Here is a 26063-nt window from a genome sequence, read left to right on the forward strand (position 1 = left end):
TCATGCTGACTAAACACGAAGTACTGGCCGGTGCACGCTACCACCTTAACGGGGATCTGGTCGAAGCCATCGACCGCGACCATGGCCGTATTCTCATGCGCGGAGTCAATCACAAAGGTGTCATCCACCTGCCAGAGACAGAGGTTGACCAACTACTTCGCCAGGGACTCCTCGTCCCCGTCAGCAGCGCACTGATGGACGAAAAAAAGGCGCTGCAACTCGTGAGGCTAGATGCTTCCAAACTACTCAAGCTCGACAATACTGTTTACTACCTCCGCAAGCTTCTTGAGATGTTCCACGGTGCACTTCCTAGGAAAAAAACCTTGGAAGAGGTGCAAAAGATGGCAGTTGAGCGGGGTGATTCGAACCCACCTAAATACACGAAGTTGTACCAACTCAAAAAACGCTTTCTGGATAACGGCCAAAACATACTGGCCTTGATGGACGCACCGTCAGGAAAGCAGCTGCGCCCCAAGCGTTTGTGCCAAGAATCCCTGGACGTGATGCAGGACTACATTCGCAATCACTACTTGAAGGCCACACAACCGCCGGGAATTCTGATCTACAAATTGTTCGTGGCTCACCTCGAAGAACTGAATCGCCAATCCGATCTCAAACTGGATATCCCCTCTGCGTCTACCTTCTACCGCGCGTTGAAGGTACTGCCCAGCTACACCGTGGACGTCGCCCGGCTTGGTCGAAAAGCCGCCGATAAAAAACATGGATTCGGCAAAGGAATCCATTGCCCTGACAGGTTGTTGTCACGGGTCGAATCGGATACTCAGGAGGTCGACGTCCAACTGGTTGGGGAAAACGGTCACTATCTCGGCCGTCCCTACCTCACCGTTTTGTTGGAGGTGCTTACCAGTTCGGTTATTGGCTGGAGCCTCTCGTTTACTCCGCCATGTTTCGAAAAGACGGCCAGCGCCCTGCGTCATACGCTGACTGAACGCGCCGACGGCACCCCGGCTGGGCTCATGGAAGAACTGGTCGTGGATAACGGTCCTGAGTTCTATAACGCGTCATTGCTCGCGGTAGCCAACCGCCTAGGTTTCACAGTTCGTTTTTGCTCTAAAGGTCAGCCGAACCAGAAACCACATATCGAAGCATTTTTCCGCACGTTCAACCTACAGCTCATTCATTTTTTGGACGGAACGACGAAGTCAAATCCGATGATGCGAGGTGATTACGACTCTGAAGGCGAGGCCGTAATGACGCTGGACGAATTGCGCCACATCGTCGAAGACTGGATGCAAAACTACTACAACAAAACTGCCCACGGCCATCGCCATCTGCCTGCAAACGTATTGTGGGAGCGGAACCTGGACAAAATGAATCCTCCTAAAGTCTTCACTCCTGAAGCCACCCGCTTTATTTGCATGGCGACTCATTTTTGCACCATCAATCGCGGTCGTGTTCGGTACAAAAATTTGGCCTGGAGCGGTCCTGGTCTATCCCATATCCAAAGTAAGTTGAAGGACGGTCAGAAGGCCGAAGTCCTATACGACCGTACTGACCTTGGAACCGTCTATGTTCGTGAGCCTAATGGAGAAGCGTTCTATCAGGCAGATGGAGTGCATGACTACCAATACGGACTGTCCATGCATGAACACGAACTGGTTCAACAAAAATTGAAGGAGGAGGGAAAGCTTTTCACCGGAGAAGAAGCCCGGCAGGCGTTGCGCCGGATCTTGCAGTCCCTGAGCGAGTACCAGACGAACAATGTCCGGCGTAAACGCGCTCACCTACGCGGCACTCGTAACGAAGAAAGCCAGTACATCAGCCCACCTAGCGACATGACGGTCGATACGCAGTACATCGACGAAGACATTCAACTATCTGAGGAAGTCGATTTTGAACTTATTGACGACACGCCCGATGACGATGCCGACGACTACGAAACTTTTCAACTGCCTAGGAAACAATGATGAACGACGAAATCAAAGACAAACTTATCCAGTTTGCACAATTTGTCGTAAGCCACCCTGAGTATGCCGATGCAATGGATTGCATCTCTCGCAGCATCAACGCCACGATGACCAGAGGAGAGCCCGCCTCTGCACTTCTGACCGGAGAGCCGGGCACAGGGAAATCTACGGTCTGTAAGATCGCCTTGAGCCATTTTGGGGAGAGGAGAATCGTTACTACGGATGCAGGTACCACCGAGATCGTTCCGGCCTTTTACTGCTCTCTTCAAGCTGGAGCGACAATCAAAAGCCTCACGACATCAATGTTGCAGGAGTTGGGATCCAACAATGTAACCGGAAACAGCTCGACCCTTTTCAAGCGCTTGGTCACTCTCCTTCAAACGTGCCAGACCAAACTCATCGTTCTAGATGAATTTGACAACCTGCTCCGCAAAGGAGCGGAGAAATCTCGCGAGCAAGTATGCGATTGGGTGAGAACCCTCCTGAACGAGACACTGGTACCGGTTGCGATTGTCGGCATTCCCAGCTGTGAAGAAATCATCAATGCACACCCCCAGCTATCCCGGAGATACCCCTATCGGCACAAGATGCACCACTTCACATACTCCGCACTCAACCCCTCGTCCGCATTCAGCAAAACATTGCGAGCGTTCGGTGCGGCCATCAAGAAAATTGGAGAATTCGATAAGTCCATCAACTTGAGCGCAGACCAGCCGCTCAAGGCAATGTATCTAGCGACCGGAGGGAATATGAACGGCATCCGCCAGATCCTTAACGATGCTTTCAGACTTGCGCTCCTTCGCAACGACGGAAGTTTCGGGATTAATGATCTGATCGGCGCCACTGAACTATCTGTGATCCCTACCGCCCAGTGCCGAGACAACGCCTTCCGCTTGACAGACGACTCCCTCAACAAGTTGATCTCTGGGAGAAAAGGCAAGTGAATATTTTCCACCTTGCGCATGCCTGTCATGAAGAAAGCCCCCGAAGCGTATTGATCCGTACAGCCCACGCGAATGGATTTGGATCGGTTTCGGTCATGGCTAGAGCCTTTGGGGCAAAAGAGTCGCTACAACCGATTGCCTGGCAAATGAAGCACTCGAAACTCGTTAGCCAACTGGCCAGCCATGAACATCTCAATGGCAAACAGTTTTACGCGAGCTTCTACACGCAGCTCGGGCGCACCAGCGAGAGCCCGGTGGAGGTCATGGGATTGAGCGTGCCCTTGGCTAATATCCGGCCGGATGCGTACAGCTTTTGTCCCGATTGCATCAAAGCAGGTACTCACCCGTCGATACTTGACCTCAATTGGCCACAAAGTTGCCCATACCACGATTGCAAACTAGAGTCGGCCTGCCCTCAATGCTGTCGAGCAATCCGCTGGACCCAGCTTTCAGGTCCCTATTGCCAATGCGGATTTGATCTCCGCAACGCCCCGAAAACCTACATGCACTCGGACGGCTCTCATCGGCTGCTGAAAATCTTCAGAACAAAAAATCAGCCTGCATTGGATCGATTCATTTTTGCGCTGAAAGCACTCCGGTATACCAAGCACCCCGAGCAAGCTCAGAAAATCCAAGTAGCTGCTGCTCGTGTCGCCGATTGCGACACGGAGATATTCGAGGAATTGATGGAGGCTTCCAAGCTGATATACCCGTGCCTTACGCTGAGGCCACTACTCGCGCCTTGGATGACCTCCGACGACTCATGGATCAAAAGCCAAGTGCAACGCATGCTCCAGTCCAAAGTCGATATGGCAGAAGCTAAAGAAACGTGTAATTGCTCGGCGCTTCAGCTTTATCAGGACGAAATGATTCATGCGCTGAAAGTTTCACCGACCAAGCTCCGCTCATATCTCACTCGTGATTTGGTTCAACGCGAAAAAGGCGATGATACTCGCTGGAAGTACTCTGCCAAGAAGCTATGCATACTGCTTGAGCAAGCAGCTGGGCTTATCCTGCCAGCGGAGCAACCTTACACCTCGCCCCCTTCAACTCAAGATTGCAGGATATATCTCACCATCGAAGAGGCTGCTATCCGATTGGGCGTATACCCGGATGCAGTTCGTAGTGCCTACTTGCGGGGTTTCATGCAAATAGGTGCCATGAAAGGCGCGCACGGGAGGGTATTGCTCCAGGTGGCTACGGTAGATCACTTCTCAGAAAATTTCGTGTTCGTAGGTCAGCTTGCTACGGAACTTGGGCTTCCCAGAACGACCCTTTCAGCCAAACTCCTCCACCTAGGGGTGACTCCCATTTCTGGTCCCAATCTTGATGGAGGCCTGATAACCGTCTATCGCCGCAAAGACATCGACAACGAGATCCAATCCTCACTACAGAACATTGCCCACTACAAATCAAACGCCGGAAGAAAACCTGTTGGCTCAGCCAGATTCACCGAAGAGGATTCTACATCGAGCACCGATACAGCGCGCGTTCTTGGGGTTGTACTGCACGACTTGAAGCATCTCGAACGACAAGGCCTTATAACCCGGGCAAACAATCAAAAAGCGGGGCGTCATTTCACCAATAGCTCGGTGGCAACTGCCAAAGCGATGCTTGAGAAAATGACCACGCTCAAGCGCTTTTCAGCCCAGTTCGGCATGTCCCCTCAGACATTTTCCAGACGATACATCCAAAGCGGCTTTCTGGAGCACATCCGCATAGGGAGCAAAACCCTAGTGTCCACAGAGCATATCCATCGAGTGCAAGAGCACCGAGATCTATTCATAAGTTTCTGCGAAGCGGATGAAATTCTTAGCACCTCAATTGGCCATACAGCCAACCTTGTTAGGCTGAAAAAACTTAGCCCTGTTCGTCCAAGCGAGATCGGCTACGTTTCTACCGTTCGTCTACTACGTCGACACGATATCAACGAAATAAAATAATCTCTCTGTAAGACCCCGTAACGTCCTGCTCCCGGGAATCCCTTAAAAATCAGAAAAAAGCAATTTCATGAGCCAGTGCGAAAATTTTTTATAAATTCGCGAAATCATGAAAAAAGAATTTCACCCCAAGTGAAAACCGGCTCTACAAGCCTTGAATTCCGGGCACTCCGTTTCATAGACCAATGATTTTGAGCGCAGGCTGCCGTGATTTGAAGATGTAAATCGGAAAATCGAAAATCAAAGCCCCGTTCTGATCATCGATCAAATCGGGGCTTTTTTTGGAGTAGGAAATCTCTTACTCATACTCTTAGTAGCTGCTAAACCTCCCACAGGACTTCCAGCTGCATCCGTATTGAATGCCGTTAACAGCGTCTCTAAGCTTAGTCGCAGGTGCCTAAGAAACGCCCAACGTAGAAGCCAACCTCCTCATAGAACGCATGCTGATATCAGCTATTTATGCGCGTCTCTGTGTGCGGGAGAACGGCTTGTTGGGATTTCTTAGATCCTCTACGTCGGGCTCTGGCCCTCTTCAACTTCAACGTAGAGGTAAGGGATATGCCTACAGAAACTCCACACCGATCGGTCATGCGCGATCCTTATAGGCCGACGATCTTCATCCGCCACAACCTCCACCTCCACGCCCTCCTCCTTGAAAACCAACCATGGTTCTGCACCCGCGATATCGGCCGCTTGATGGGTGTCCATCTGAGTGATCGTATGGTCAGCAAACTAGACAAAGATCAGCGCCGCATTTTGTGGATTGAGTATTTCCGGCAGCCGGAAAAGCAGCTGATGCTCAGCGAGTCCGGTGTCTATGCGCTGTTGGTGTATCACTACGTTCCTGGAAATCGATTGTTGCGTGAGTGGTTAACCCATCAGGTAGTGCCGGCCTTGCGCGATGCGGAACAATCTGAAAATTCGGATCGACCGATGTTGAGCTTGTTGGATTGGCCGGAAATGTCGTTGAGTTTGCTGCATTGGCGGGATGAAGGTTGGATTCGACTTCGGGACATGCCGTATCTGTTGAATGATCAAACGCAGCGGCGCGAAGCGGTGGCTAAGCCTTGGTGGCGGAAGGTAACTCAGGTGTTTCAGTCGTCGAAGCATTCGATGAGTTAGGTGGCGTGCTTGTAGGAACGATCGCGAGATTCATCGCTATTCTCTGTAGGAATTTTCGTAGGCAGCCGTAGTGGTCACTCAGTATCTTCCGAGGGTTTTCAACCCTCGGCGATCTTATGAGCGAAGAGAAAAGGACGGCTACTGGAGAACCTCTTAGATAAAGGTAGGACCGGCCACGCTGCCTTCGCACGCAGCTTAATCAGCGTTCAATTGCTTCTAATCGCTGCTTAAGCCTCTCGTTCAGTAACGCGCCGTGTGCTCCAGAATGAATTTCCCGATGGCAACTTGGACAAACAGCTCCAACGTACCGCGGGTGGTCTAACCCACCATCTGAGAGCCGGTTAACGTGATGCGGCTCCAAGTAGGGGGAGCCATCCTTTTTCATAAAAGGAGCTGGCTTCTCACAGCTCTCACATTCACCCTTGGCGCGCATCAACACATAGTGCGAAACCTTTCGGCTGCGCTGATAGATCTTACGCGGAGCGGATTGCCCTAAATCATCGCTGCTAGGCTTACATGCAGCCAGTGCAGCCAACCGCGCAGCAGCCAGCGAACCAGAAAGGTCAGCCTCATCTTCATCCTGTCCTTCAGCTTCAATAACTTCACCTGGAATACCCACAGGGACTAACCGAAAAACAATCGCCGTCCGATCATGGCCGCTCACATCCGGCTGGGTCCGCTCAAACATGTCGGCGCAAGAAAACTCGCCCACGTATGCGTAGCCGTTACCTTTACCGCAGGACTTAAACAAGTGCAGCGCCCGGCCATCAACAGCATGCTCAGCAATGGCACGGTTGCCTCGAGTCAAAGTCATCGGCCCGCGTTGTCCTTGACCGGTATAAAAGAAGGCGCCGTCTTCCCAATGATCGGCATATCCGTATTGCTCACCGCTATCGCCCGTGAACAAAAAAATCACAGGGTAAGTGGCGGACGTTGCAATACCGTTTTGCAGGCTCCCACCGAACGGTCCATTAATCTCAGTTTTTCGGTCGTAAACAGAGCCCGGCTTGAACTGCAATACAGGCTCGCCCTCCCCACGCGGTAACTCCACAATAGTGAAGCCTCGTTTTTCTAGGTAACGGTTGGTTGGGTGCCCACCGGAAAACTCTCCAACGGCAATGCCAGTAGCCAAGGAGACTATTTTCTTTGCCGGATACAGTTCACCGCCCACATGAATGGCATAGCGGTGAGCTAGGTTATTTTCCCAGCCCTGCCACTCGCGTTTACTCCGAAATTTACGATCAAACTCCACCAACGCTTTGTCTATTCGTTCCTTCGATACCGCTTTGATCACCACGGGGCGCTTCCCTATTTCGACAATGGCTGTAGGAATTTTCCTATCGTGGCCAAAGTACAAAAGGGTTTCAATACGGAATTGGGCGAAAAGCCACTATTTCTTAGCGCGATTGCTATATTGCGTTCATTTGGCTCAAACGTCGTCACTGGCTTTGACTCGTCAAGCTAAAGGGCATGTTCGCGGAGCGCGCGAACAATATCGCGTAATGTCAGATGCCCTGTGGCCGCCTTGGTTTTTTCGCGAGCAAGCTCGCTCCTACAAGGTTGGTGTCTGGTTTAAAGTTTTGGTTTGTTGAAAACAGTCAATGCACTCAGCCCCGCCGCCCGCTATTAATACCCCTCCCCCTCAAGGACCCGAGCCCCCCATGAAATTCGACCTCGCCTACTGCCTCAGCCTCGACGCCAAGCTGTCGATCTATGACGTGCGCGATTTGAATTTCGACGAGACCATGGCGTTCGATTCCGCCAGGGAGCACTTCCAATGCCCCAACGATGCCTGTCGTTTGGCGTTCGATGTGGCGAACGCGTTGGGGACGTTCAACGCCAAGAATGTGAATTACGTGCGTACGCCGCACTTCAAGAATTTGCCGAGTACGCGGCATGTCGAGGGTTGTCCTTATGTCAGCCTGAAGACGCCCGCATCGGGTCTGGAGGCGGATGAGGCGGAAACGGATGACAGTCGCGAGGAGCATTTCCCGTCGGAATTGTTACTGACTCGGCGTGCGTATGTGCGTCAGCCGTCCAGCCCGACGGTGGCGCCCGACACTCAACGGGATGAGCCCGCCACACCTTCGGGCGCCCATGGCGTCGAGCCACCGAGCCACGATTCGACGCCGGACAAGACCAGCGTCTTCGCCCACCCGGTGGAGTGTTTCGTGTCGAACTTCGATGATAAGGACTTGCTCAAGCGCATGCCGTTGAAGATCGGCGAGCACACGGCAACGTACGCGGCGTTTTTCAAGAAGATCGAGTACCTGCAAGACAACAAGGGGCTGATTTACTGGGGCAAGGTCAAACAGATCAAGGATTACACCCAGAGTTTTCGCATCGATTTCGAGAAGAAGGTCTGGTTCGAGAAGAAGCCGTACTCGGTCAATGTTTACCTGAGCAAAAAGCTGATCGACACCTACCGCAAGCGCAAGGCGTTCCTGGAAGAGATCAAGCACGCCATCGAGAGCGGGCGCGAGTTGTATTGCTTCTTTTATGGCGTGACGCCGGAGCTGAAGCAGGTGCCCAGCAAGAAAAACCCCGAGCAGACGTTCGGGGTGTTCAGTGCCAACATTGAGAATCTGGATCACTTTATTGTGCGGGAGGCGCCGGGGCTGGAGGGAAAATGACCGCGCTCAGCCCAGGCCCATGCTGATCATCACCAGCACCAGCAACCCGACATACACCCGCGCGTGAATCTGATCCGGTATGCGCCCGATCCAGGGCGTGGCCAGGCGAATCCCCACCACCGATCCAACCGTCAACACCGCAAACGCCAGCAGATCCACATAACCGACAAACCACGGTCCCAGATCAAACGCACTGAAGCCGGCCATGGCCATGTAGGTCAGGGTTCCGGCCAGCGCCACGGGCAAGCTCAGTGGATTGGCCATGGATGTCGCCTGGGACATGCTCAGTCCGCATCGGCGCAATAACGGCACGGTCATGACGCTGCCGCCCACTCCGAGAAAGGTGGCAATGACGCCGATTCCCACACCGCCGCCAGACTGCTCTGACAGACTCAATCGCCGCGGATTTCGCTGATGGGTATGAGTGAGAAAACCGTCTCTGAACAGGCAATCCAGAATGGTCAGCCCCAAGTAGGCGATGAAGGCCAGACGAATGAGTTGGCCACTGGCCTGCATCGCGGCCACGGCGCCGAGTGCCGCCCCCACACCAATGAAGCCGCCCAACGGCCACAGGTAATGGCGAATGAGGTGACCGGCGCGGTGGTGTTTTCCGGTGGCGATCAGCGCATTGACGATCATCACGCAGGTCGAGGTGGCGACGGCAATGTGCATCGCTGCCTGGCCGATGGGATCGTCCACGCCGTACCTGGCCATGAGCATGCGGTACAGCAACGGCACCACCACAAAGCCACCGCCAAAACCAAACAACACGGCGGTAACGCCGCTCATGCAGCCGAAGAGTGCCAGCCATAGGTAGAACATTGCGCGTCGTCCGTTGATTGAGAGCAGTCGACGATAAAGCGCTGCGCCTTGGCCTGCTTCAGCAAGTCAGCCAATAATGTTTGCGTTTACGCCAACTGTGGGGCTGCCTGGATGCGCAATATTTCGATTGATCGGCTGGACGCCACGCCGCGTCCGGTCGTTGCCATCGGTACGGATTATGCCTACGGCCAATGGTTGCCCCGTCATACACACCGTCGCGCGCAATTGTTGTACGGCGCCACGGGGGTGATGCAGGTGACCACGCACGACGGCAATTGGGTGGTGCCGCCGCAACGGGCGGTGTGGATTCCGGCGGGGGTGGCGCATGAGGTCTTGATGCTGGGGGTGAGCACTCGGAGTTTGTACATCGAGCCGAGCGCGGTGGATTTGGGCCAGCGCTGTCAGGTCATCAGCGTGTCGCCGTTGATGCGACACCTGTTGATGGAGGCGGTGGAGATTCCGCTGGAGTACGCCGAAAACAGTCGCGACGCCGCTCTGATCGCTTTGCTGCTGCACGAACTGGCGCTCAGCACTCACCTGCCGCTGCATATTCCGCTGCCGCTTGATGCGCGCCTGCTCGCGTTGTGCCAGGCCTTTGTGCAGCGACCCGACGCCCACCAGTCGCCGCAACAATGGGCCGATCAATTGCACATCAGTTTGCGCACCTTCAATCGCCTGTTTCGCCAACAGACCGGCTTGAGTTTCAGCCAATGGCGGCAACGCGCCTGTGTGGTGCTGGCGCTTGCGCGGCTGGTCGCCGGTGAACCGGTGACGCGCATTGCCCTGGATTTCGGTTACGACAGCCCGGCGGCATTCTCGACCATGTTCCGACGCCTGTTGGGCCAGGCGCCATCCGTCTGGTTGGAGGGGGCGAAATAGCAGAAATCGAAAAATCAAATTGATCCGGGGCGAAAACAACTGTACAAAAACACAGTATATTTTTGATCAACACTCTCGAACCCGGAGAACCCCATGGCCTCTCAAGCGATGAAAATCACCCTGGAACGTATCGCCCTCTTCCAATTCACCCCGGCCCACTGCGCCCAGGCCCGAGCGATGCTGGGTTGGAGTGTGGAGGAACTGTCTCGCGAATCCGGGGTTTCGGTGGAGGCCATTCAGCGCTTCGAATCAGAGCAGGATGTGCTGGATGTCACCCGGCTGACGCTGGCGTATCGGTTTGAAGCCGAGGGACTGGTGTTCTTCCCGGGGTTTGCACCGGGGCGCGGAATGAATCTGAGAGGTTGTACCCCAAATCCAATGGAGCGGGCGGATTTTGCGATGGTGGAGTAAAGATCCTTGGACGGGCCGCTTTCAGGGCTAGCGGCCCGATTCCAAAACACTACGCGTTCTGCACAGTCACCTGATCACTCTCCCCTTCCAGCGCCAGCCACCAGGCGTCACCGCGTTGCGGGTACATGAGGTTGAACGCCTCGCCCATCTGCGGTGTGGTAATCGAAACGCTGCGCTCCCAGGCCAGGGCCAGGATGCGGTCGAAGGGTTCGTACCAGGCGTGCATCGACAGGTCGAAGGTGCCGTTGTGAATCGGCAAGAGCCAGCGACCCTTGAGGTCGATGTGGGCTTGCAGGGTTTGTTCCGGTTGCATGTGCACGTGGGGCCACTCGACGTTGTAGGCGCCGGTTTCCATGAGGGTCAGGTCGAACGGGCCATATTGTTCGCCGATGTGTTTGAAGCCGTCGAAGTAGCCACTGTCGCCACTGAAGAAGATCCGTGTGTTGCCTTCGATCATCACCCACGAAGCCCAGAGGGTGCTGTTGCCGTCGAACAGGCCGCGACCGGAGAAGTGTTGTGACGGGGTGGCGACGAAGCGGATGCCATCGACTTCGGTGTCCTGCCACCAGTCCAGCTGGCGGATCTTGCTGGCATCGATGCCCCATTTGATCAGGGTGTCGCCCACACCCAGCGGCGTGAGGAAGTACCTGGCCTTGTCGGCGAGTTGCAGCACGGCCTGATAGTCCAGGTGATCGTAGTGGTCGTGGGACAGGATCACCGCTTCAATCGGTGGCAACTGGTCGAGGCTGATCGGCGGCTGGTGAAAACGCTTGGGACCGGCCCATTGCACAGGCGAAGCCCGTTCGGCGAAGACCGGGTCGGTGATCCAGAATTTGTCCCGCAACTTGAGCAGCACCGTGGAATGGCCAAGTCGATAGACGCTGTGGTTCGGCGCGGCAATCAACGCCGCCTGGGTCAGGGTTTGCACCGGGACCGGCGCGCTCGGACGGGTGTCTCGCTGCTTGTGAAAGACCATGTTCCACAGGATGCGCAGGGTCTTGCGAAAGCCTTCACGTTTGAACGGTGAATGATTGAGGTATTGCCCTTCGGTCTGACGGGACGCTTCAGATGCGGCAACGATGTCCGCGGGGGAAGTGGTTTTGGCCATGACTGAATGACTCCGGAAAAACCGCAAGTAACCGGTTTCTCAAGGTTGGACGATAAATGGCCAAGGCATGCACGCATCAGCCGGATGGTTCAATTGTTCACCGGGCAGGATTAACAAAACATTACACTGCACGGTGTAGTTTCTAGGTTGCATCAAAGCCGATCACAAGTAAACTGCCAAGTGTAATTTTTCACCCACCCCTGCCGAAGCGTACTTATGACAGCTCCACAGCGCCTCACCGACCGAAAACGCGAAGCCATCATCCAGGCGGCGATTGCCGAATTCCGTGCCAACGGTTTCGACATCACCAGCATGGACAAGATCGCCGCCACTGCCGGCGTGTCGAAGCGCACGGTGTACAACCATTTCCCCAGCAAGGAAGAGTTGTTCGCCGAAATCCTCAATCAATTGTGGACACGGGTAACGGCAGAGCAAGAAACGCCCTATCGCGCTGATCAACCGCTCCGAGCGCAACTGCGCCTGCAACTGATGGCGAAAATGCAGATGCTGGGCGATGACAATTTCCTCGACCTGGCGCGAGTGGCTATCGCGGCGACCATCCATTCCCCTGAGCGCGCACAGGATATGGTGGCTCGCCTGGGTGAGCGCGAAGAAAGCCTGACGGTGTGGATTCGCGCGGCCCAGGCCGATGGTCGGTTGAAAGCAGTCGATCCTGCGTTTGCTGCGCAACAGGTTCAGGGCCTGCTCAAATCCTTCGCGTTCTGGCCACAGGTTTCCATGGGGTTGCCGGGCTTGTCGGCAGACATGCAGGGCTCTGTCGTGGAGTCGGCACTGGATATGTTCCTGGCCTGCTACCAGTTGCCATAAATGACAATGTGCCGGCGCCGCCTTACGTTGGGCAGCTGCGGATAAACAAGCGCAATGTGTTTCAGAATGAAACCGATACTGAGTTTATAGTGAGCCCAAGTCCCAGCCTCCACCAGAGATCAACATGAACAGCAAAACCAAGACTGCCTCCCCCGTCGATCACCTGCGCTTCCATCGCCCTCACGCCCACTTGGCGCCGACCTTTGGCAATGACAAGTTCGCTCTGCGTGCCGAGGCCTTTGCGCGGTTCTTTGGCACGCCGACTTTTCTGGGTGCACAGACACTGATCGTCGCGGTGTGGATCGCCCTCAACATCTCCGGTGTGACCCACTTCGATGTCTATCCCTTCATCCTGCTCAACCTGGCGTTCAGCCTGCAGGCGGCGTATGCCGCACCTCTGATTCTGCTGGCACAGACCCGTCAGGCGGCGCGGGATAAGGCGCAGTCCGATGCCGATGCCCAGCATCGTGAAGCGCTGGCGACCGCCAACAGTGAGCGACAGGCAGAGTCGGCGAAGAACACCGCGCAACTGTTGGAACTGCTCGAACAAAACACCCGCCTGACTCAACTGACCAAGGAGCTCAGCGAACGCATCGAAAACCTGACCTCGGAAATGCATCAGCACGTGTTGAATTCGACGCCATCAAAAAGCTGAGCTTTCTAAGGCAGCTTCAATGCCCGCCCCAGCGCATCAAACAACGTGACCACCGAGCGCAGGGCGCGGCAATCCGGGCGGGTCAGCAGCCACAGCGCGGTGTCGTAACCTTGCAGTGGCTCACCCAGCGCCTGCAATCCGTCGCCGATCAGGAAGTCCGGCAATGCCGCCACCCCCAACCCTGCCCGGACCAGTTCGGTCACCGACAGCATGCTGTTGCAGCGATAAGCGGGCGTCACTCCGGGCAACGCCTGGCGACGCCAGGCAATGGTCGGGTGATCGGGCAGGAATTCGTCCGGGGCAATCCAGGTCAGTGCGGCGAGGTCATGGGGATCGACCGATTGCAGATAACTCGCGCTGGCGCACACCCGGTAAGAGACAGCCGCCAGTCGCCGCCCGACCAAATGCTCGGGCGGGGTGCGGGTCAGGCGCAGGGCGATGTCGGCATCGCGACGGCTGAGGTTGGCGAAGTCGTTGGAGGTACTGAGCTCGATGGTCAGTGCCGGGTAATTGGGCATGAACCACGCCAGCGCCGGCAGCAATAAACCTTGCAGAACCGAGTCGGTGCAGGTCAGGCGCACCGTGCCGCTGATCACTTCACCGCCCTGCTCCACGCCAATGCGCGCGGCCTCAAGTGCCTGTTCGGCGCGCTCGGCCTGCTCGGCCAAGGCCTGCGCCAGGCTGGTCGGCAAATAGCCGGCGCGGCTCTTTTCGAACAATTGCTGGCCTAACGCGGCTTCCAGTCGACGCACCGCACGAAACACCGTCGAGACATCCACCCGCAACAGCTGCGAGGCCCGGGCCAGAGAGCCGCCACGCACCAACGCCAGAATCAGGGCCAGGTCCGGGTAGTCCAGTCGATAGTGCGCCGCTGCATTGATCACTTGGGAAAACGCCCATATTGAGTGCGTGAACGCCAATCTATAGTGAGCGCCAGGAATCAACAAGCGCCGAGGTTGCTCATGGAAAACCGCGTTATCCGCATCGCCCTGATCGGCGACTATGACCCGCACGTCACCGCTCACCAGGCCATTCCCGTGGCCCTGGAGATGGCAGCCGAACACGGTGGCCACAACGTGCATGGGCATTGGCTGGCGACTGACAGTATCCACGCCGACACCCCGCTCGATGACTACGACGGTTTCTGGTGCGTGCCCGCCAGCCCCTACCGCAACATGGACGGCGCATTGCGGGCGATTCGTTTTGCCCGCGAACAAGGGCGGCCTTTCCTCGGCACCTGCGGCGGCTTTCAACACGCCGTGCTGGAATATGCGCGCAACGTGCTGGGCTGGACCGATGCCGAACATGGCGAGACATCGCCCAATGCTGCCCGGGTGTTGCTCACGCCGCTGGCCTGCTCGCTGGTGGAGGCCATCGACAGCATTCATTTGCGTGAAGGTTCGTTGATCGCCAAAGCGTACGAAACCGCTGAAATACGTGAAGGCTACCGCTGCAATTACGGTGTAAATCCTGAGTTCGAGCACGCCTTGCTCAGGCACGATCTCCAGGCCGTCGGACACGATTCGGCCCAAGGCTTGCGAGCGCTGGAACTGCGAGGTCATCCGTTCTTTGTCGCCACCCTGTTCCAGCCCGAACGCGCCGCGCTCAAGGGCACCTTGCCGCCCCTGGTACGGGCATTCATCCAGGCCTCCACGGGGCAGCCCTCATGATCGCCAACACCCCGCCAGCCCCTTACTTCGCCGTGATCTTCACCTCGCTGCGCACCGAGGGAGACCAGGGTTACGCCGAAGCGGCCGAGCGAATGGTCGAGCTGGCCCGCCAACAGCCGGGGTTCCTCGGGGTGGAGTCGGCACGGGGCGATGACGGGTTGGGGATTACCGTGTCGTACTGGACCAGTGAGGCGGCGATCCTGGCGTGGAAACAGCATCCTGAGCACAGCGCGATTCGGGAACGGGGGCGCACGACCTGGTATGCACATTGCCATACGCGGGTGTGCCGGGTTGAGCGGGCCTATGAGTTCGAACGGTAATTGATGCGGCGTTAGCTCGCTCCAACACTGGATCGGTGGGAGCGAGCCTGCCCGCGATGGGGCCAGTCGAATCACCGCACAAACTCAACCTTGCACCGATTGCCTCACCGCCAGAATCTCCGGCACTTCCTGGCGCTGCATGTACACCCGCAACGGCTCGGTGACGTTGATCCGGTCATCGATGTTCTGATCCAGCAGCAATTGAATCAGCTCGCGCTTGAGGGTCATGGTCTGCTCGTGGCCGGGCGCCCAGACGAATTCGCTGGCGGGAATGATGCCGTCATCGGCCACGTCCATGCCGAAAGCGTCTTCACTGAAGCGCACGATGTAACGGCCGGTCTTGCGATTGAGCCCGACGAAACCTTTGAGTTGGTCGGCGGCCTGGCAGATGAGCTGGGAAGTGATGCGCATGAAAACCTCACAAAAGGTGATGGATGGTTGACACGCAAGGATGGCAAGTGGATTTCCCTCTGCCGGGGAAATGGCCGGGGCTAGGGTACTGCAAAAAACCGTTTTGAACAGATGGATGTCGGTCCGGCGATGGCGCTTGTCACGCTCAGTTGCTACAAGAGAGGGCTTCGACAACCATTGCGAAAGGATTTCGACCATGCCCGTCACCTTCAGCAAAAGCACCTTGCTGCTGAGTCTGCTGCTCGGCCTCGGCCAGGCGCATGCCGACAGCGAACCCGGTCCCGCCGCTCTGGCGACGCATTTGGGCATCCCGCACCCGGCGGTGATTGCCCATCGCGGCGCGTCCTTTGATGCCCCGGAATCCACTGCCGCCGCCTACAAGACCGCCCGCGATCTCGGCGCCGATTACCTGGAACTGGACCTGCAACGCAGTAAGGATGGCGTGCTGTTCGCCCTGCACGACAACCATCTGCAACGCACCACCGACGTCGCCACCCGGTTCCCCGAGCGCAAGGACAGCCCGGCCACGGCATTCACCCTCGCCGAACTGAAAACCCTGGATGCCGGCAGCTGGTTCAACAGCGCCTACCCGGATCGCGCGCGGCCTGCCTTTGCCGGGCTGAAAATCCTCACCCTCGATGAAATCATCGACATCGCCGAAGGCAATCCGCTGCACAAACCCGGCCTGTACATCGAAACCAAGGAGCCCAGGCAGTTTCCCGGCATCGAACGCGAGCTGAAGGAAAAACTCCAGGCCCGTGGCTGGCTGATCCCGCCGGGGTCGACACCGACAAAAAACGAAGTGGCCGTCGGCCAGGGCACTGGCAAGGTGATCCTGCAAACCTTCGAGAAGAACAGCCTCGAGTTGCTGCAAAAGGAAATGCCGCAGGTGCCGAAAATCCTTCTGCTGTGGCTCGGCGAAGGCAACATCGAGCCGGCCTCCAACGTGCCGTTTGCCGCATCCGGCGAGAAAGACAAAGCGGCTTACTACGCCCGACAGCAACCCAAGGACAAAGCCGAATTCCAGCGCTGGATCGACTACGCCAAGGCCCAGGGCGCGATCGGCACCGGCCCTTCTGCCGCACTGACCCAGGGTGGTGAACAGAGTTACGCAGATTTGGTGAAGCCCTGGATGAACCAATACACCCACGACCAAGGGCTATTGGTGCATGTCTACACCCTCGACGATGCGGTGGATTTCCAGAAAGTCATGGACGCCGGCGTCGACGGCATCTTCACCAACCGTGCGAGCGAGTTGCTCAAATTCTACAAGCGCCCGGCGGCGGCGAGTGTGGAACAGGTGTTGCGCAACAACGGTTTCTGAGCCGGGATCGACGCGTCCGCATCGCTGGCAAACCAGCGATGCTCGGGAATTAAGGCTGAATTAAGTTGCCACAATTAACCTGATCCCACTCAAACCGCTCACCCAAGGAAAGAAGCCCATGAAAACCCTGACCGCCCTGTTCACCGCCGCTGCCTTGACCCTGACCGCCGGTTTCGCGCAGGCCGATGTTCGAGTGGACGAGATCCCGCAACTGGTCAAGGACGGCAAGATCAAGCCGTTGGAAGAGCTGAACAAAATCGCTCTGGACCTGCACCCGGGTGCAACGATCACCAAAACCGAGCTGGATAACCATTTCAACGGTTTCGAGTATGAGATCGAACTGCGCGACAAGCAGAACGTCGAGTGGGATGTGGACATCGATGCCGCCACCGGCAAGGTCCTGAAGAACAAGCAAGACAAGTAACCGCGACACGCACAAAAGCCGCACGACCTGACCATCGTGCGGCTTTTGTGCGTTTTCAGTTCACGCCGATGTGCTGACCAGCGAACCGGATGTGCTGCCGCCCTCTTCCTGCAACGCTTGCAGCAGCGAGGCGGTGGCGGTTTGCAATGAGGCAGAGGTCGTCGCTATCTGCGCCTGAGCCGCCGCCACATCAGCCGCCTTGGCATCGGCGCTTTCCTGCCTGGCCTGGGCCGCTTGCAGTTGCTGCTGTTGTTCCTGCAATTGCTTTTGCAACTGGGCGATCTGCTTGCGCAGTGCTTTGACCGAGTCGGATTCTTCGCTGCTGCTGGAGCTGCTGCTACCCGATGCCGATGCACCGCCAGCGGAAGCCTTGGTGTCATTGCTTGAAGCCGATGTCGAGGTCGCTGCGGTGGTGGACGTGTCTTCAGTGCTCGTGGCGCTGGTCGAAGCGGTCGCCGTGCTCGGCAGTGGCTGGGCGATTGAAACGGAGGTGATGCTGACCATGGGCGTTATCCAAAGTAGTTCGAAGTCCCCTCCCTCATCGACACACCGAGCCAGCACTTGAGATCGACTGTGTAGCGATTCAGTAAGCAAACCGATACACAGCCGTTTTTCATTACGCGCTCAGACGCGCCGTCACCTCGTTCAACTCCCCCGACAACCCGTGCAGGTTGTTGCTCGCCGCTTCGGTGCGTTGCACGTTGTCCAGGTTGGCACTGGCGATGCTGGTGATCTCCGTCAGATTGCGCGAGATGTCTTCGGCGACGGACGTCTGCTCTTCGGCGGCGGTAGCGATCTGGCGGTTCATGTCGCGAATCGCTTCCACGGCCAGAGTGATGCGCTCGAGCATGGCACCGGCCTCGGTGACTTGCCGGACGCTTTCCTCACTGCGCGACTGACCGCTTTCAATCGCCTGGGCCGCATCCACCGCACCGCTCTGCACGGTGTGGATGATCTGGTTGATTTCGATGATCGACGCCGCCGTGCGCTGGGCCAGGCTGCGCACTTCATCAGCCACCACGGCAAAACCGCGCCCGGCCTCTCCAGCGCGAGCGGCTTCAATCGCGGCGTTAAGCGCCAGCAGGTTGGTCTGTTCGGCGATGCCGCGAATCACTTCCAGTACCTTGCCGATGCGCCCGCTGTCGGTTTCCAGCTGACGAATGACCGTGGCGGTGTTGTCGATTTCGCCGCGCATCCGGGTGATGGTGTCAATGGTGCCCTGCATGACTTTCTCGCCCTGCTGCGCGGAATGGTCCGCATCGTCGGCGGCGCGTGCGGCATCGGCGGCATGGCGGGCGACTTCCTGTGCGGTGGCGGACATTTCGTTCATCGCCGTGGCCACCTGATCGGTGCGATTGAACTGCTCATGGGTGCCGCCGGCCATCACTGTCGCGATCGAATTCAGCTCGCCGCTGGCGCTTTCCAGATCCGAGGCACTGCGTTGCAAGCGGCTGAAGGTTTCAGCGAGGAAGTCGCGCAAGGTATTGGCCGCCATCGCCAGTTTGCCCAGTTCATCCTGACGGCCGCTGGCCACGCGCTCAGCGAATTTGCCGTGGCTGAGTTGCGCCACGTATTCGATCAGTTGGCGAATCGGCTCGACCAGGTTGCGGTTGATCAGCCACAGGCTCAACAGACCGATCAGCGCCCCCGACACCAGCATCACGATGATCCCCAGCAACACCGTGCGACGGGCACTGGCGCTGAGCTGTTTCGATTGGTCCACCCCCTGCTGGCGCAACTCGCTGACCAAGGCGCTCATCTGATCGCTGGTCGCGCGGTCCACCCCCTTGACTGCAGTGTCACCGGCCGTGGGATCGGCACCCGCCGCAAGATAGGCATCGCGGCCCTTCTGATACGCGGCGCCCAGTTGGCGATGCTCGTCGCGCAGCCGTTCGATGCGCGATTTCAGTTGCGGCTCGATGCCCTGCTGCCCGGCCAGTTCGCCGAGGATGTCCTGCACATCGCGCTGACGCTCCTGGAACTGCTTCCAGTATTTGTCCAGGTCAGCCGGTTGTTTGCCGCGCAGCAGGACGTTTTTCCACTCCTGTACCTGCACCTTGAATTGCAGGTTGGCTTCATCGATCAGTTGCGACGTGTGCAACGGCCCCTCGATCAGGTTGGCGTAGCTCTGGACACCGCTGGACAAAAAGTGAAAGCAGGCCAGCGCGATCAGCAACATCGCAATCAGACTGCCGCTCAGCAGGGCGAGAATTTGCGCTCTCAGGGACTTTTGCAAAAACATCGGACGGTACTCATGACAGGTATGAAGCACGCCCGGTTCAGGCGTGAAAGGTCTCCGGACATCCTTGTCTGCGGCGTCGGCTTTTGGCCGAAGGCGCGCAACTTACCCCAAGCAAGATCGGCGTGCCAGAGCGGTTCTTTAGGGAAATCCGACCATCGGCCGAGCAATCGTTTGCGTTCACTTTGTCGTCACAAAAACGTCATCAATGCTTGCGATGATGCGGCTCAAGTGAACCTGTAAAACCCGCAGCAGGCGCCTCACCTTGCGAGCACTCATGAACCACAGCATCGATCAAAGCCATCGCGATCCGGACCTGTTCGGCTTGCTCTACGGCTTCAGTTTTCGTCCTGGCGAGCGCGGTCGCGAGATCGATTCGGCCAGGGCGCTGCAGTGCCTTCAGCAACCGGACGACAGCGGTGAATTCCTCTGGCTGCATTTGAATCTTGCCCATGCCGCGTGCGAGCGCTGGATGAAAAGTCATCTGGAATTGCCCGACGAGTTTTTCGAGGCCTTGCACGAAGGCTCGCGTTCGACGCGTATCGAGCATGTCGACTCGGCATTGCTGGCGGTGGTCAACGACGTGGTGTTCAACCTCAGCAGCATGGTCTCGTCGGATGTTTCGACGCTGTGGGTCTGCGTGCGCAGTCGACTGATCATCAGCGCACGCCTGCAACCGCTGCACTCGGTGGACAAGCTGCGCTCTTCGGTGAAGGCCGGCGAACGCTTTCGCTCGCCGCTGGAACTGCTGGTGCACCTGCTGCGCGATCAGGGTGAAGTGCTGACCCAGATCGTGCGCAAGACCAGCCAGAGTGTCGATCAGGTCGAAGACGAATTACTCTCCTCACGCCTGTCGACCAACCGCGCCGAGCTGGGCGCCAACCGTCGGGTGCTGGTGCGCTTGCAGCGGTTGCTGGCGCTGGAACCGGGGTCGTTGCTGCGCCTGCTCAATCGCCCGCCGACGTGGCTGCAAAAGGAAGACGTGAAGGAGCTGCGCAAATCCACCGAGGAGTTCGCGTTGATCATCAACGACCTCACGGCGCTGGGCGAACGGATCAAGCTGCTGCAGGAAGAGATCGCCGCCAACATCAACGAACAGACCAACCGCACGCTGTTCACCCTGACGGTGGTGACGGTGCTGGCACTGCCCATCAATATCATTGCCGGCTTCTTCGGCATGAACGTTGGCGGCATTCCGCTGGCCGGTGATCCGGAAGGGTTCTGGATCCTGGTGGCACTGGTCGCGACCTTCACAGTGATTGCCGGGCGCTGGGCGTTTCGCAAGCAGCGGGATTATTGACACGCCCTCATCACCGACACAGGTTTTTTGTACAGCCCTCAGGATTATCCGGGTTCCCGATAAACGGCCCACGAATCACCTAAACCCTGATCCAAAGCAGTCTCCCTGTAACAATTAGCAACGATTATCACTGATACACCTCCCTCCTCAGGAATGTCAGCGATGGCTACACCCACCTTCTCCGCCGCCCAGGCGCCCATCAGTAGCGCAAAACCGCAATTGGATAAAAAACCTGGACTGTTCACCATCGTGGTGTTTTTTGCCGTACTGGCCATCGGCTTGCTGTTCACCGCCTACAGCCTGATGCACGACATGCACGAACTCGGCACGGTGGTAACCACCTGGACGCCGTTTCTGCTGCTGGGCGTCGCGCTGTTGATCGCTCTGGGCTTTGAATTCGTCAACGGCTTCCACGACACCGCCAACGCGGTGGCCACCGTGATTTACACCAACTCATTGCCGCCGAACGTCGCGGTGGTCTGGTCCGGTTTCTTCAACTTCCTCGGTGTGTTGCTGTCCAGCGGCGCCGTGGCTTTCGGCATCATCGCCCTGCTGCCGGTCGAGCTGATTCTGCAGGTCGGGTCGTCCGCTGGCTTTGCGATGATCTTCGCCCTGCTGATCGCGGCGATCCTGTGGAACCTCGGCACCTGGTGGCTGGGCCTGCCGGCGTCTTCATCGCACACCCTGATCGGCTCGATCATCGGCGTTGGCGTGGCCAACGCACTGATGCATGGCCGTGATGGCACCAGCGGCGTGGACTGGGCACAAGCGACCAAGATCGGTTACGCACTGCTGCTGTCGCCGCTGGTCGGCTTCGGCTGCGCCGCATTGCTGCTGCTGGCCCTGCGCGCCTTTGTGAAAAACCGTGCGCTGTACAAAGAACCGAAAGGCGACACGCCGCCACCTTGGTGGATTCGCGGCCTGCTGATCGTGACCTGCACCGGCGTGTCCTTCGCCCACGGCTCCAACGACGGTCAGAAAGGCATGGGCCTGATCATGCTGATTCTGGTCGGCACCCTGCCAATGGCCTACGCCCTGAACCGCACCATGCCCGCCGACCAGGCCTTGCAATTTGCCGCGGTGGCCGAAGTCACCCAGCAAGCCCTGGTGAAAAGTGCCCCGCAACCCGCGCCGGCCGACCCGCGGGCGGTGCTGTCCGACTACGTGCGCAGCAAGGACGCCACACCCCAACTGGTGCCGGCGCTCGCCGCGCTGACCGGTAGCATTGGCGCCGAGGTCAAGGGGTATGGTTCGCTGTCGAAAGTCCCCGCCGAAGCCGTGGGCAACGTGCGCAACGACATGTACCTGACCAGCGAAACCATTCGCCTGATGGACAAGAACAAGCTCGGCAACTTCGACGCCGACACCAGCGGCAAGCTGCAACTGTTCAAGCAGCAGATCGATAACTCGACGCGCTTCATCCCGCTATGGGTGAAGATCGCGGTGGCCATCGCCCTTGGCCTGGGCACCATGGTCGGCTGGAAACGGATCGTGGTGACGGTTGGCGAGAAGATCGGCAAGACCCACCTGACCTACGCCCAGGGCGCCTCGGCGGAAACCGTGGCCATGCTGACCATCGGCGCCGCCGACATGTTCGGTTTGCCGGTGTCGACCACGCACGTGCTGTCTTCCGGTGTGGCCGGGACCATGGTCGCCAATGGTGGCGGCCTGCAGATTAGGACCATCCGCAATCTGCTGATGGCCTGGGTACTGACCTTGCCGGCGGCCATTGTGCTGTCGGGCAGCCTGTACTGGTTGTTCACCCAACTGTTCTGATTCGATCGCTGTTTCAACCGTCCCGGCCCGATCCTGAGCCGGGATTTTTTTTGTCCGACGGCACGGCATTTGCTCGCAGCCTCAGGAGCTTACGCTTTATTGACGCACCACACGTCCAGCAGCCCTTCAGTTTGTTAGCGTGAGGCCGACTCATAAAAGACTCGATGCATTCAGGAGTGAATTCGTGAATCTGTACATCAATCAGCTTCAACACAAAGCTGACTTCAAAGAAGCCATCTACGCCGGCGACATCTTCCTGAACACTCATCTGCGTGCCGCCAAGGATCTGTGCGCGTTCGCCCAGGAAAGCATCACCGCCGCCTTCGACGGCGAGACCCATCACCAGGCGCTGCACACGCTGATGCCGGTGGAAGAATTCGTGGTTCTGGTGACGCGCCTCAAGGGCCAGTTCACCAACAGCCAACGCGTCAAGGAACTGATTCTGGCGTTTATCGACGAGATCGGCGTCGACCCGCGCGAATACATTTTCGACGTGCCGCGCATTCGCGTGGTGCCCAACTATGACTACCTGCACGCCGGGGTCAGCTACGCCTACAAGCCGCATCGTGACACGTGGTATGGCAGCGTCGATTGCCAGATCAACACCTGGATGCCGGTGCACACCATCAGCCCCGACCAGACCATGATGATCAACGCCGGCTACTTCGACGTACCGGTGAAGAACACCTCCAGCCAATGGAGCCTCAACGACTGGATCAACAATCAACGCCACAAGGCCAAGGACAACCTCAAGGAGGAAGTCCGGGTGCACCCGGTGCCGCTGGAAGAGATCAATAGCACCTCTGAAGTGCGCATCGCCGGCAACACCGGCGAGATGCTGATCTTCTCCGGCTCGCACCTGCACGGCACCGTGGCCAACCACACCGATCAAACCCGCTTCAGCGTGGACTTCCGCCTGATGCACCTCGACGACCTCAAGCACCAGCGCGGCGCCATCAACGTCGACAGCGCGTGCCCGGATGTCGGCGCAGGCTTCAAAGACTATTTCCACGCCCACGACTTTTCGAATTTCCAAGGAATCGACCAATGACCAAGCGTCGCATCACGCCTGCCGAGGCCCAGTACAACGAAACCCGTGCCAACGTCCTCAAACGGGTCGATGCCGAATACGTCGCCGATGCACCGTTCGTTTTCGCCAACCGTATCGGCGTGACCGCTGCGCTGTCGCGCATGGAGCTGTTCAAGAAAGTGGCCGAAGTACCGGGCGCGATCATTGAGTGTGGCGTGTACAAGGGCAACTCGCTGATGCTCTACATGCACCTTTCGATGATCCTGGAACCCTACGCGATCAACCGCTCGATCATTGGCTTCGACACCTTCGAAGGCTTCCAGAGCATCGACAAGAACGAAGACCCGGCCGACGTCAACGAGACCATGTTCTCCGACACCGACCAGTCGCTGATCCAGGACATGATCGACGCCAACGACCTGCTGCGCCCGGTCAACCGCATCCCGCGCTGCGAACTGGTCAAGGGTGACATCGTCAAGACCGTGCCTGAGTGGGTCAAGACCCGTCCTGACCTGGTCGTGGCCATGCTGATTCTCGACACCGACCTGTACGAATCGACCAAAGTCGCGCTGGAAACCTTCCTGCCGTACATGCCTAAAGGCGCAATCGTGGTGCTCGACGAAGTCGCCTACCGCAACTTCCCGGGCGAAACCAAAGCCCTGCGTGAAGTACTGGACCTGAACAAGATCGAACTCAAGCGCCTGCCGTTCGATTCCTGCGTAGGTTACTTCCACGTCTGATACCCGGACCGGAACCTGACACAAAACCTGTGGGAGCGAGCTGGCTCGCGAATGCGGTCTGACCTTCAACAATGATGTTGAATCGTTGACCGTTTCGCGAGCCAGCTCGCTCTCGTCGTTTATGCGCCGCAGCTTTCACGAATGACCATGCGCTCGCGCACCACGTCATACACCCAGTGGTACAGGTAGGTGTACGGCAGGAAAAACAGCAGCACCCCGATATCCAGCAAAAATGCCTGCCACAGGCTGATGTTCAGCCACCAGGCAATCAGCGGTACGCCGAGGGCCACCAGGCCGCCTTCGAACAACAGCGCATGCACCACCCGGACCCAGGCGTTGTGTGCAATGGCCAGGCGCTTGAGCATCCGATCGAAGAAACCGTTGAAGACCACGTTCCACGCCAGGGCCAGTGCGGCCATGACCAGGGTCACGACGCCCATGTCGAGCATCGGCTTGTCCATGATCCACGCCAGCAATGGGGTGCAGATCAGGATCGCCAGCAATTCGAAACCGATGGCCTGGAAAATACGCTCAGTGATGGATTTGTTGGCGCTCATGGCCAGACTCCTTGAGTGACGGTGGTTGCCATGATCCTTTCTCACACCGATACTTCATAACCAATAACCATCGATCAAGGCGATAGTTCATGGCCTCCCAAGAAGTGTTGCAGGCCTTCGTCCAGGCCGCGACTCAGGGCTCGTTTTCCGCTGCGGCGCGTAAATTGGGGCGCAGCCAGTCGACCGTCAGCGCGGCGGTGGCCAGTCTGGAAATCGACCTCAACCTGACGCTGTTCGACCGCACCACCCGCAAACCCACGCTTACCCCGGCCGGGTACGTGATGTTGCAGCGCGCCGAGGACATTCTGGCCGCCACCAGTCGCCTGGAAATGGCGGCCAGCCAACTGTCCCAAGGGGTCGAGGCGAAATTGACCGTGGCGCTGTCCGACACGTACCAGTCCGACCGTTTCGAAGCGGCACTCAGCGCCTTCGAGCAGCGTTATCCCGACCTGGAACTCGAATGCCTGATCGCCGAATGCGATGACCTGGTGGCCCTGGTACAGAGCGGTCGGGCGCAGGTCGCCTTCGCCGAAATGCAGGACAGCTACCCACCGGACCTGGTCAGCTCGACGGTGGATGAACGCACGGATATCGCGCTGTTCGCGTCCCCTGAACATCCGCTGGCAGCGCTGCCATACATTGATCAGGACGTGCTACAGCAGCACCGTGAATTGCGCCTGGCAACCATCGTCAATCCCTATGAAAGCCGGGCCAAAGGGCGCGTCTGGTCGGCGCCGAGTTATTTGATGCTGCTGGAGATGGCCCAGGGCGGATTCGGCTGGGCGCCGTTGCCGCGCTGGCTGGTGGAGCGCTTCGGTCCGGGCACCTTGCAGGAGCTGCCGGTGCGTGGCTGGCCGAAGACAGTGTCGGTCGATGCCCTGTGGTCGCGGCTGCACCCACCGGGGCCGGCGGGCAGTTGGCTGCTGGGCAAGATGCTGGAGTGAGAGTCCTTCGGCGCTGCGCGGAAGCTGTAGGAGCGTGACTTGCCCGCGATGACGTCAA

General features: G+C 57.9%; 26 protein-coding genes. 18 read left to right on the plus strand and 8 right to left on the minus strand.

The genetic code is table 11. From position 1 onward, the window contains the following. The first annotated feature begins 2 nt into the window (after nt 1-2). The 4 genes from AC1Q6D_RS27285 to AC1Q6D_RS27300 all read left to right on the plus strand — a co-directional run bounded on the left by AC1Q6D_RS27285 (nt 3) and on the right by AC1Q6D_RS27300 (nt 5934). Nucleotides 3-1928 carry a TnsB C-terminal domain-containing protein gene (locus AC1Q6D_RS27285; RefSeq protein WP_178083155.1) on the plus strand — a complete coding sequence of 642 codons (1926 nt, stop codon included), beginning with the start codon at nt 3-5 and terminating at the stop codon, nt 1926-1928. Then, nucleotides 1928-2872: a TniB family NTP-binding protein gene (locus tag AC1Q6D_RS27290; RefSeq protein ID WP_158249413.1), complete on the plus strand. Its 945-nt coding sequence runs from the start codon at nt 1928-1930 to the stop codon at nt 2870-2872. The genes AC1Q6D_RS27285 and AC1Q6D_RS27290 overlap by 1 nt, the downstream gene beginning before the upstream one ends. Beyond that, nucleotides 2869-4815, plus strand: a complete 1947-nt coding sequence (locus AC1Q6D_RS27295) for a TniQ family protein (RefSeq protein ID WP_158249412.1) — start codon at nt 2869-2871, stop codon at nt 4813-4815. The genes AC1Q6D_RS27290 and AC1Q6D_RS27295 overlap by 4 nt, the downstream gene beginning before the upstream one ends. A gap of 585 nt (nt 4816-5400) precedes the next feature. After that, complete coding sequence (locus AC1Q6D_RS27300) at nt 5401-5934, plus strand: BRO-N domain-containing protein (RefSeq protein ID WP_103405924.1); 534 nt, start codon at nt 5401-5403, stop codon at nt 5932-5934. Between the two features lie 199 nt (nt 5935-6133). On the opposite strand, the gene AC1Q6D_RS27305 is transcribed toward AC1Q6D_RS27300, so the two are convergent. Further along, complete coding sequence (locus AC1Q6D_RS27305; RefSeq protein ID WP_103405958.1) at nt 6134-7231, minus strand: HNH endonuclease; 1098 nt, start codon at nt 7229-7231, stop codon at nt 6134-6136. Between the two features lie 364 nt (nt 7232-7595). On the opposite strand from AC1Q6D_RS27305, the gene AC1Q6D_RS27310 reads away from it, so the two are divergent. Then, the gene (locus AC1Q6D_RS27310) at nt 7596-8567 is read left to right on the plus strand and encodes a hypothetical protein (protein ID WP_103406769.1); all 972 of its coding nucleotides are present in this window, start codon (nt 7596-7598) and stop codon (nt 8565-8567) included. Between the two features lie 6 nt (nt 8568-8573). On the opposite strand, the gene AC1Q6D_RS27315 is transcribed toward AC1Q6D_RS27310, so the two are convergent. Next, entirely contained in the window at nt 8574-9389 is an 816-nt protein-coding gene (locus AC1Q6D_RS27315) for a sulfite exporter TauE/SafE family protein (RefSeq protein ID WP_103406768.1), read from the minus strand. Nucleotides 9390-9500: 111 nt separating this feature from the next. Here AC1Q6D_RS27315 and AC1Q6D_RS27320 point away from each other — a divergent pair, with 111 nt between their 5' ends. Next, nucleotides 9501-10268, plus strand: a complete 768-nt coding sequence (locus AC1Q6D_RS27320; RefSeq protein ID WP_103406767.1) for an AraC family transcriptional regulator — start codon at nt 9501-9503, stop codon at nt 10266-10268. 93 nt (nt 10269-10361) lie between these two features. Beyond that, nucleotides 10362-10679: a helix-turn-helix domain-containing protein gene (locus tag AC1Q6D_RS27325; RefSeq protein ID WP_103406766.1), complete on the plus strand. Its 318-nt coding sequence runs from the start codon at nt 10362-10364 to the stop codon at nt 10677-10679. Between the two features lie 49 nt (nt 10680-10728). Here the strand turns inward: AC1Q6D_RS27325 and AC1Q6D_RS27330 are convergent, their stop codons facing one another. After that, entirely contained in the window at nt 10729-11787 is a 1059-nt protein-coding gene (locus AC1Q6D_RS27330) for an MBL fold metallo-hydrolase (protein WP_103406765.1), read from the minus strand. 216 nt (nt 11788-12003) lie between these two features. On the opposite strand from AC1Q6D_RS27330, the gene AC1Q6D_RS27335 reads away from it, so the two are divergent. Beyond that, a complete protein-coding gene (locus tag AC1Q6D_RS27335) occupies nt 12004-12615 on the plus strand; it encodes a TetR/AcrR family transcriptional regulator (protein WP_103406764.1) in 612 nt (203 codons plus the stop codon). Nucleotides 12616-12739: 124 nt separating this feature from the next. Continuing rightward, a complete protein-coding gene (locus tag AC1Q6D_RS27340) occupies nt 12740-13270 on the plus strand; it encodes a DUF1003 domain-containing protein (RefSeq protein ID WP_103406763.1) in 531 nt (176 codons plus the stop codon). A 5-nt stretch (nt 13271-13275) separates the two neighbouring features. Here AC1Q6D_RS27340 and AC1Q6D_RS27345 read toward each other — a convergent pair whose 3' ends face one another. Continuing rightward, nucleotides 13276-14217, minus strand: coding sequence for a LysR family transcriptional regulator (locus tag AC1Q6D_RS27345; RefSeq protein WP_103406762.1), 942 nt, complete (start codon nt 14215-14217; stop codon nt 13276-13278). A gap of 15 nt (nt 14218-14232) precedes the next feature. Here AC1Q6D_RS27345 and AC1Q6D_RS27350 point away from each other — a divergent pair, with 15 nt between their 5' ends. Together AC1Q6D_RS27350 and AC1Q6D_RS27355 are read left to right on the plus strand one after the other, a co-directional pair. Continuing rightward, nucleotides 14233-14940 (plus strand): CTP synthase C-terminal region-related (seleno)protein, encoded by a 708-nt coding sequence (locus AC1Q6D_RS27350; RefSeq protein WP_103406761.1) that lies wholly within the window; start codon nt 14233-14235, stop codon nt 14938-14940. Further along, nucleotides 14937-15260, plus strand: coding sequence for an antibiotic biosynthesis monooxygenase family protein (locus AC1Q6D_RS27355; RefSeq protein ID WP_103406760.1), 324 nt, complete (start codon nt 14937-14939; stop codon nt 15258-15260). The genes AC1Q6D_RS27350 and AC1Q6D_RS27355 overlap by 4 nt, the downstream gene beginning before the upstream one ends. An 84-nt stretch (nt 15261-15344) precedes the next feature. Here the strand turns inward: AC1Q6D_RS27355 and AC1Q6D_RS27360 are convergent, their stop codons facing one another. Next, nucleotides 15345-15671 carry a DUF2025 family protein gene (locus AC1Q6D_RS27360; protein WP_103406759.1) on the minus strand — a complete coding sequence of 109 codons (327 nt, stop codon included), beginning with the start codon at nt 15669-15671 and terminating at the stop codon, nt 15345-15347. Nucleotides 15672-15867: 196 nt separating this feature from the next. Between AC1Q6D_RS27360 and AC1Q6D_RS27365 the strand changes: the two genes are divergently transcribed. Further along, complete coding sequence (locus tag AC1Q6D_RS27365; RefSeq protein ID WP_103406758.1) at nt 15868-16995, plus strand: glycerophosphodiester phosphodiesterase; 1128 nt, start codon at nt 15868-15870, stop codon at nt 16993-16995. A 118-nt stretch (nt 16996-17113) separates the two neighbouring features. Further along, entirely contained in the window at nt 17114-17419 is a 306-nt protein-coding gene (locus tag AC1Q6D_RS27370) for a PepSY domain-containing protein (RefSeq protein WP_103406757.1), read from the plus strand. A gap of 60 nt (nt 17420-17479) precedes the next feature. On the opposite strand, the gene AC1Q6D_RS27375 is transcribed toward AC1Q6D_RS27370, so the two are convergent. Further along, nucleotides 17480-17923 (minus strand): hypothetical protein, encoded by a 444-nt coding sequence (locus AC1Q6D_RS27375; RefSeq protein ID WP_103406756.1) that lies wholly within the window; start codon nt 17921-17923, stop codon nt 17480-17482. A 112-nt stretch (nt 17924-18035) separates the two neighbouring features. Then, complete coding sequence (locus AC1Q6D_RS27380) at nt 18036-19661, minus strand: methyl-accepting chemotaxis protein (RefSeq protein ID WP_103406755.1); 1626 nt, start codon at nt 19659-19661, stop codon at nt 18036-18038. A gap of 274 nt (nt 19662-19935) precedes the next feature. Here AC1Q6D_RS27380 and AC1Q6D_RS27385 point away from each other — a divergent pair, with 274 nt between their 5' ends. From AC1Q6D_RS27385 to AC1Q6D_RS27400, 4 genes are all read left to right on the plus strand, one after another. Next, nucleotides 19936-20958, plus strand: a complete 1023-nt coding sequence (locus tag AC1Q6D_RS27385) for a transporter (RefSeq protein WP_047532405.1) — start codon at nt 19936-19938, stop codon at nt 20956-20958. 162 nt (nt 20959-21120) lie between these two features. Continuing rightward, nucleotides 21121-22734 (plus strand): inorganic phosphate transporter, encoded by a 1614-nt coding sequence (locus tag AC1Q6D_RS27390; protein WP_103406754.1) that lies wholly within the window; start codon nt 21121-21123, stop codon nt 22732-22734. 184 nt (nt 22735-22918) lie between these two features. Further along, nucleotides 22919-23785, plus strand: coding sequence for a 2OG-Fe(II) oxygenase family protein (locus tag AC1Q6D_RS27395; RefSeq protein ID WP_103406753.1), 867 nt, complete (start codon nt 22919-22921; stop codon nt 23783-23785). Beyond that, nucleotides 23782-24504 (plus strand): TylF/MycF/NovP-related O-methyltransferase, encoded by a 723-nt coding sequence (locus AC1Q6D_RS27400; RefSeq protein WP_047532408.1) that lies wholly within the window; start codon nt 23782-23784, stop codon nt 24502-24504. The genes AC1Q6D_RS27395 and AC1Q6D_RS27400 overlap by 4 nt, the downstream gene beginning before the upstream one ends. 119 nt (nt 24505-24623) lie before the next feature. On the opposite strand, the gene AC1Q6D_RS27405 is transcribed toward AC1Q6D_RS27400, so the two are convergent. Continuing rightward, the gene (locus tag AC1Q6D_RS27405) at nt 24624-25061 is read right to left on the minus strand and encodes a multidrug/biocide efflux PACE transporter (RefSeq protein ID WP_047532409.1); all 438 of its coding nucleotides are present in this window, start codon (nt 25059-25061) and stop codon (nt 24624-24626) included. An 89-nt stretch (nt 25062-25150) separates the two neighbouring features. On the opposite strand from AC1Q6D_RS27405, the gene AC1Q6D_RS27410 reads away from it, so the two are divergent. Continuing rightward, on the plus strand, nt 25151-26005 hold the full coding sequence (locus AC1Q6D_RS27410) for a LysR family transcriptional regulator (RefSeq protein WP_103406752.1): 855 nt from the start codon (nt 25151-25153) through the stop codon (nt 26003-26005). The last annotated feature ends 58 nt before the right edge of the window (nt 26006-26063 follow it).

This window comes from Pseudomonas sp. MT92, from assembly GCF_058792515.1.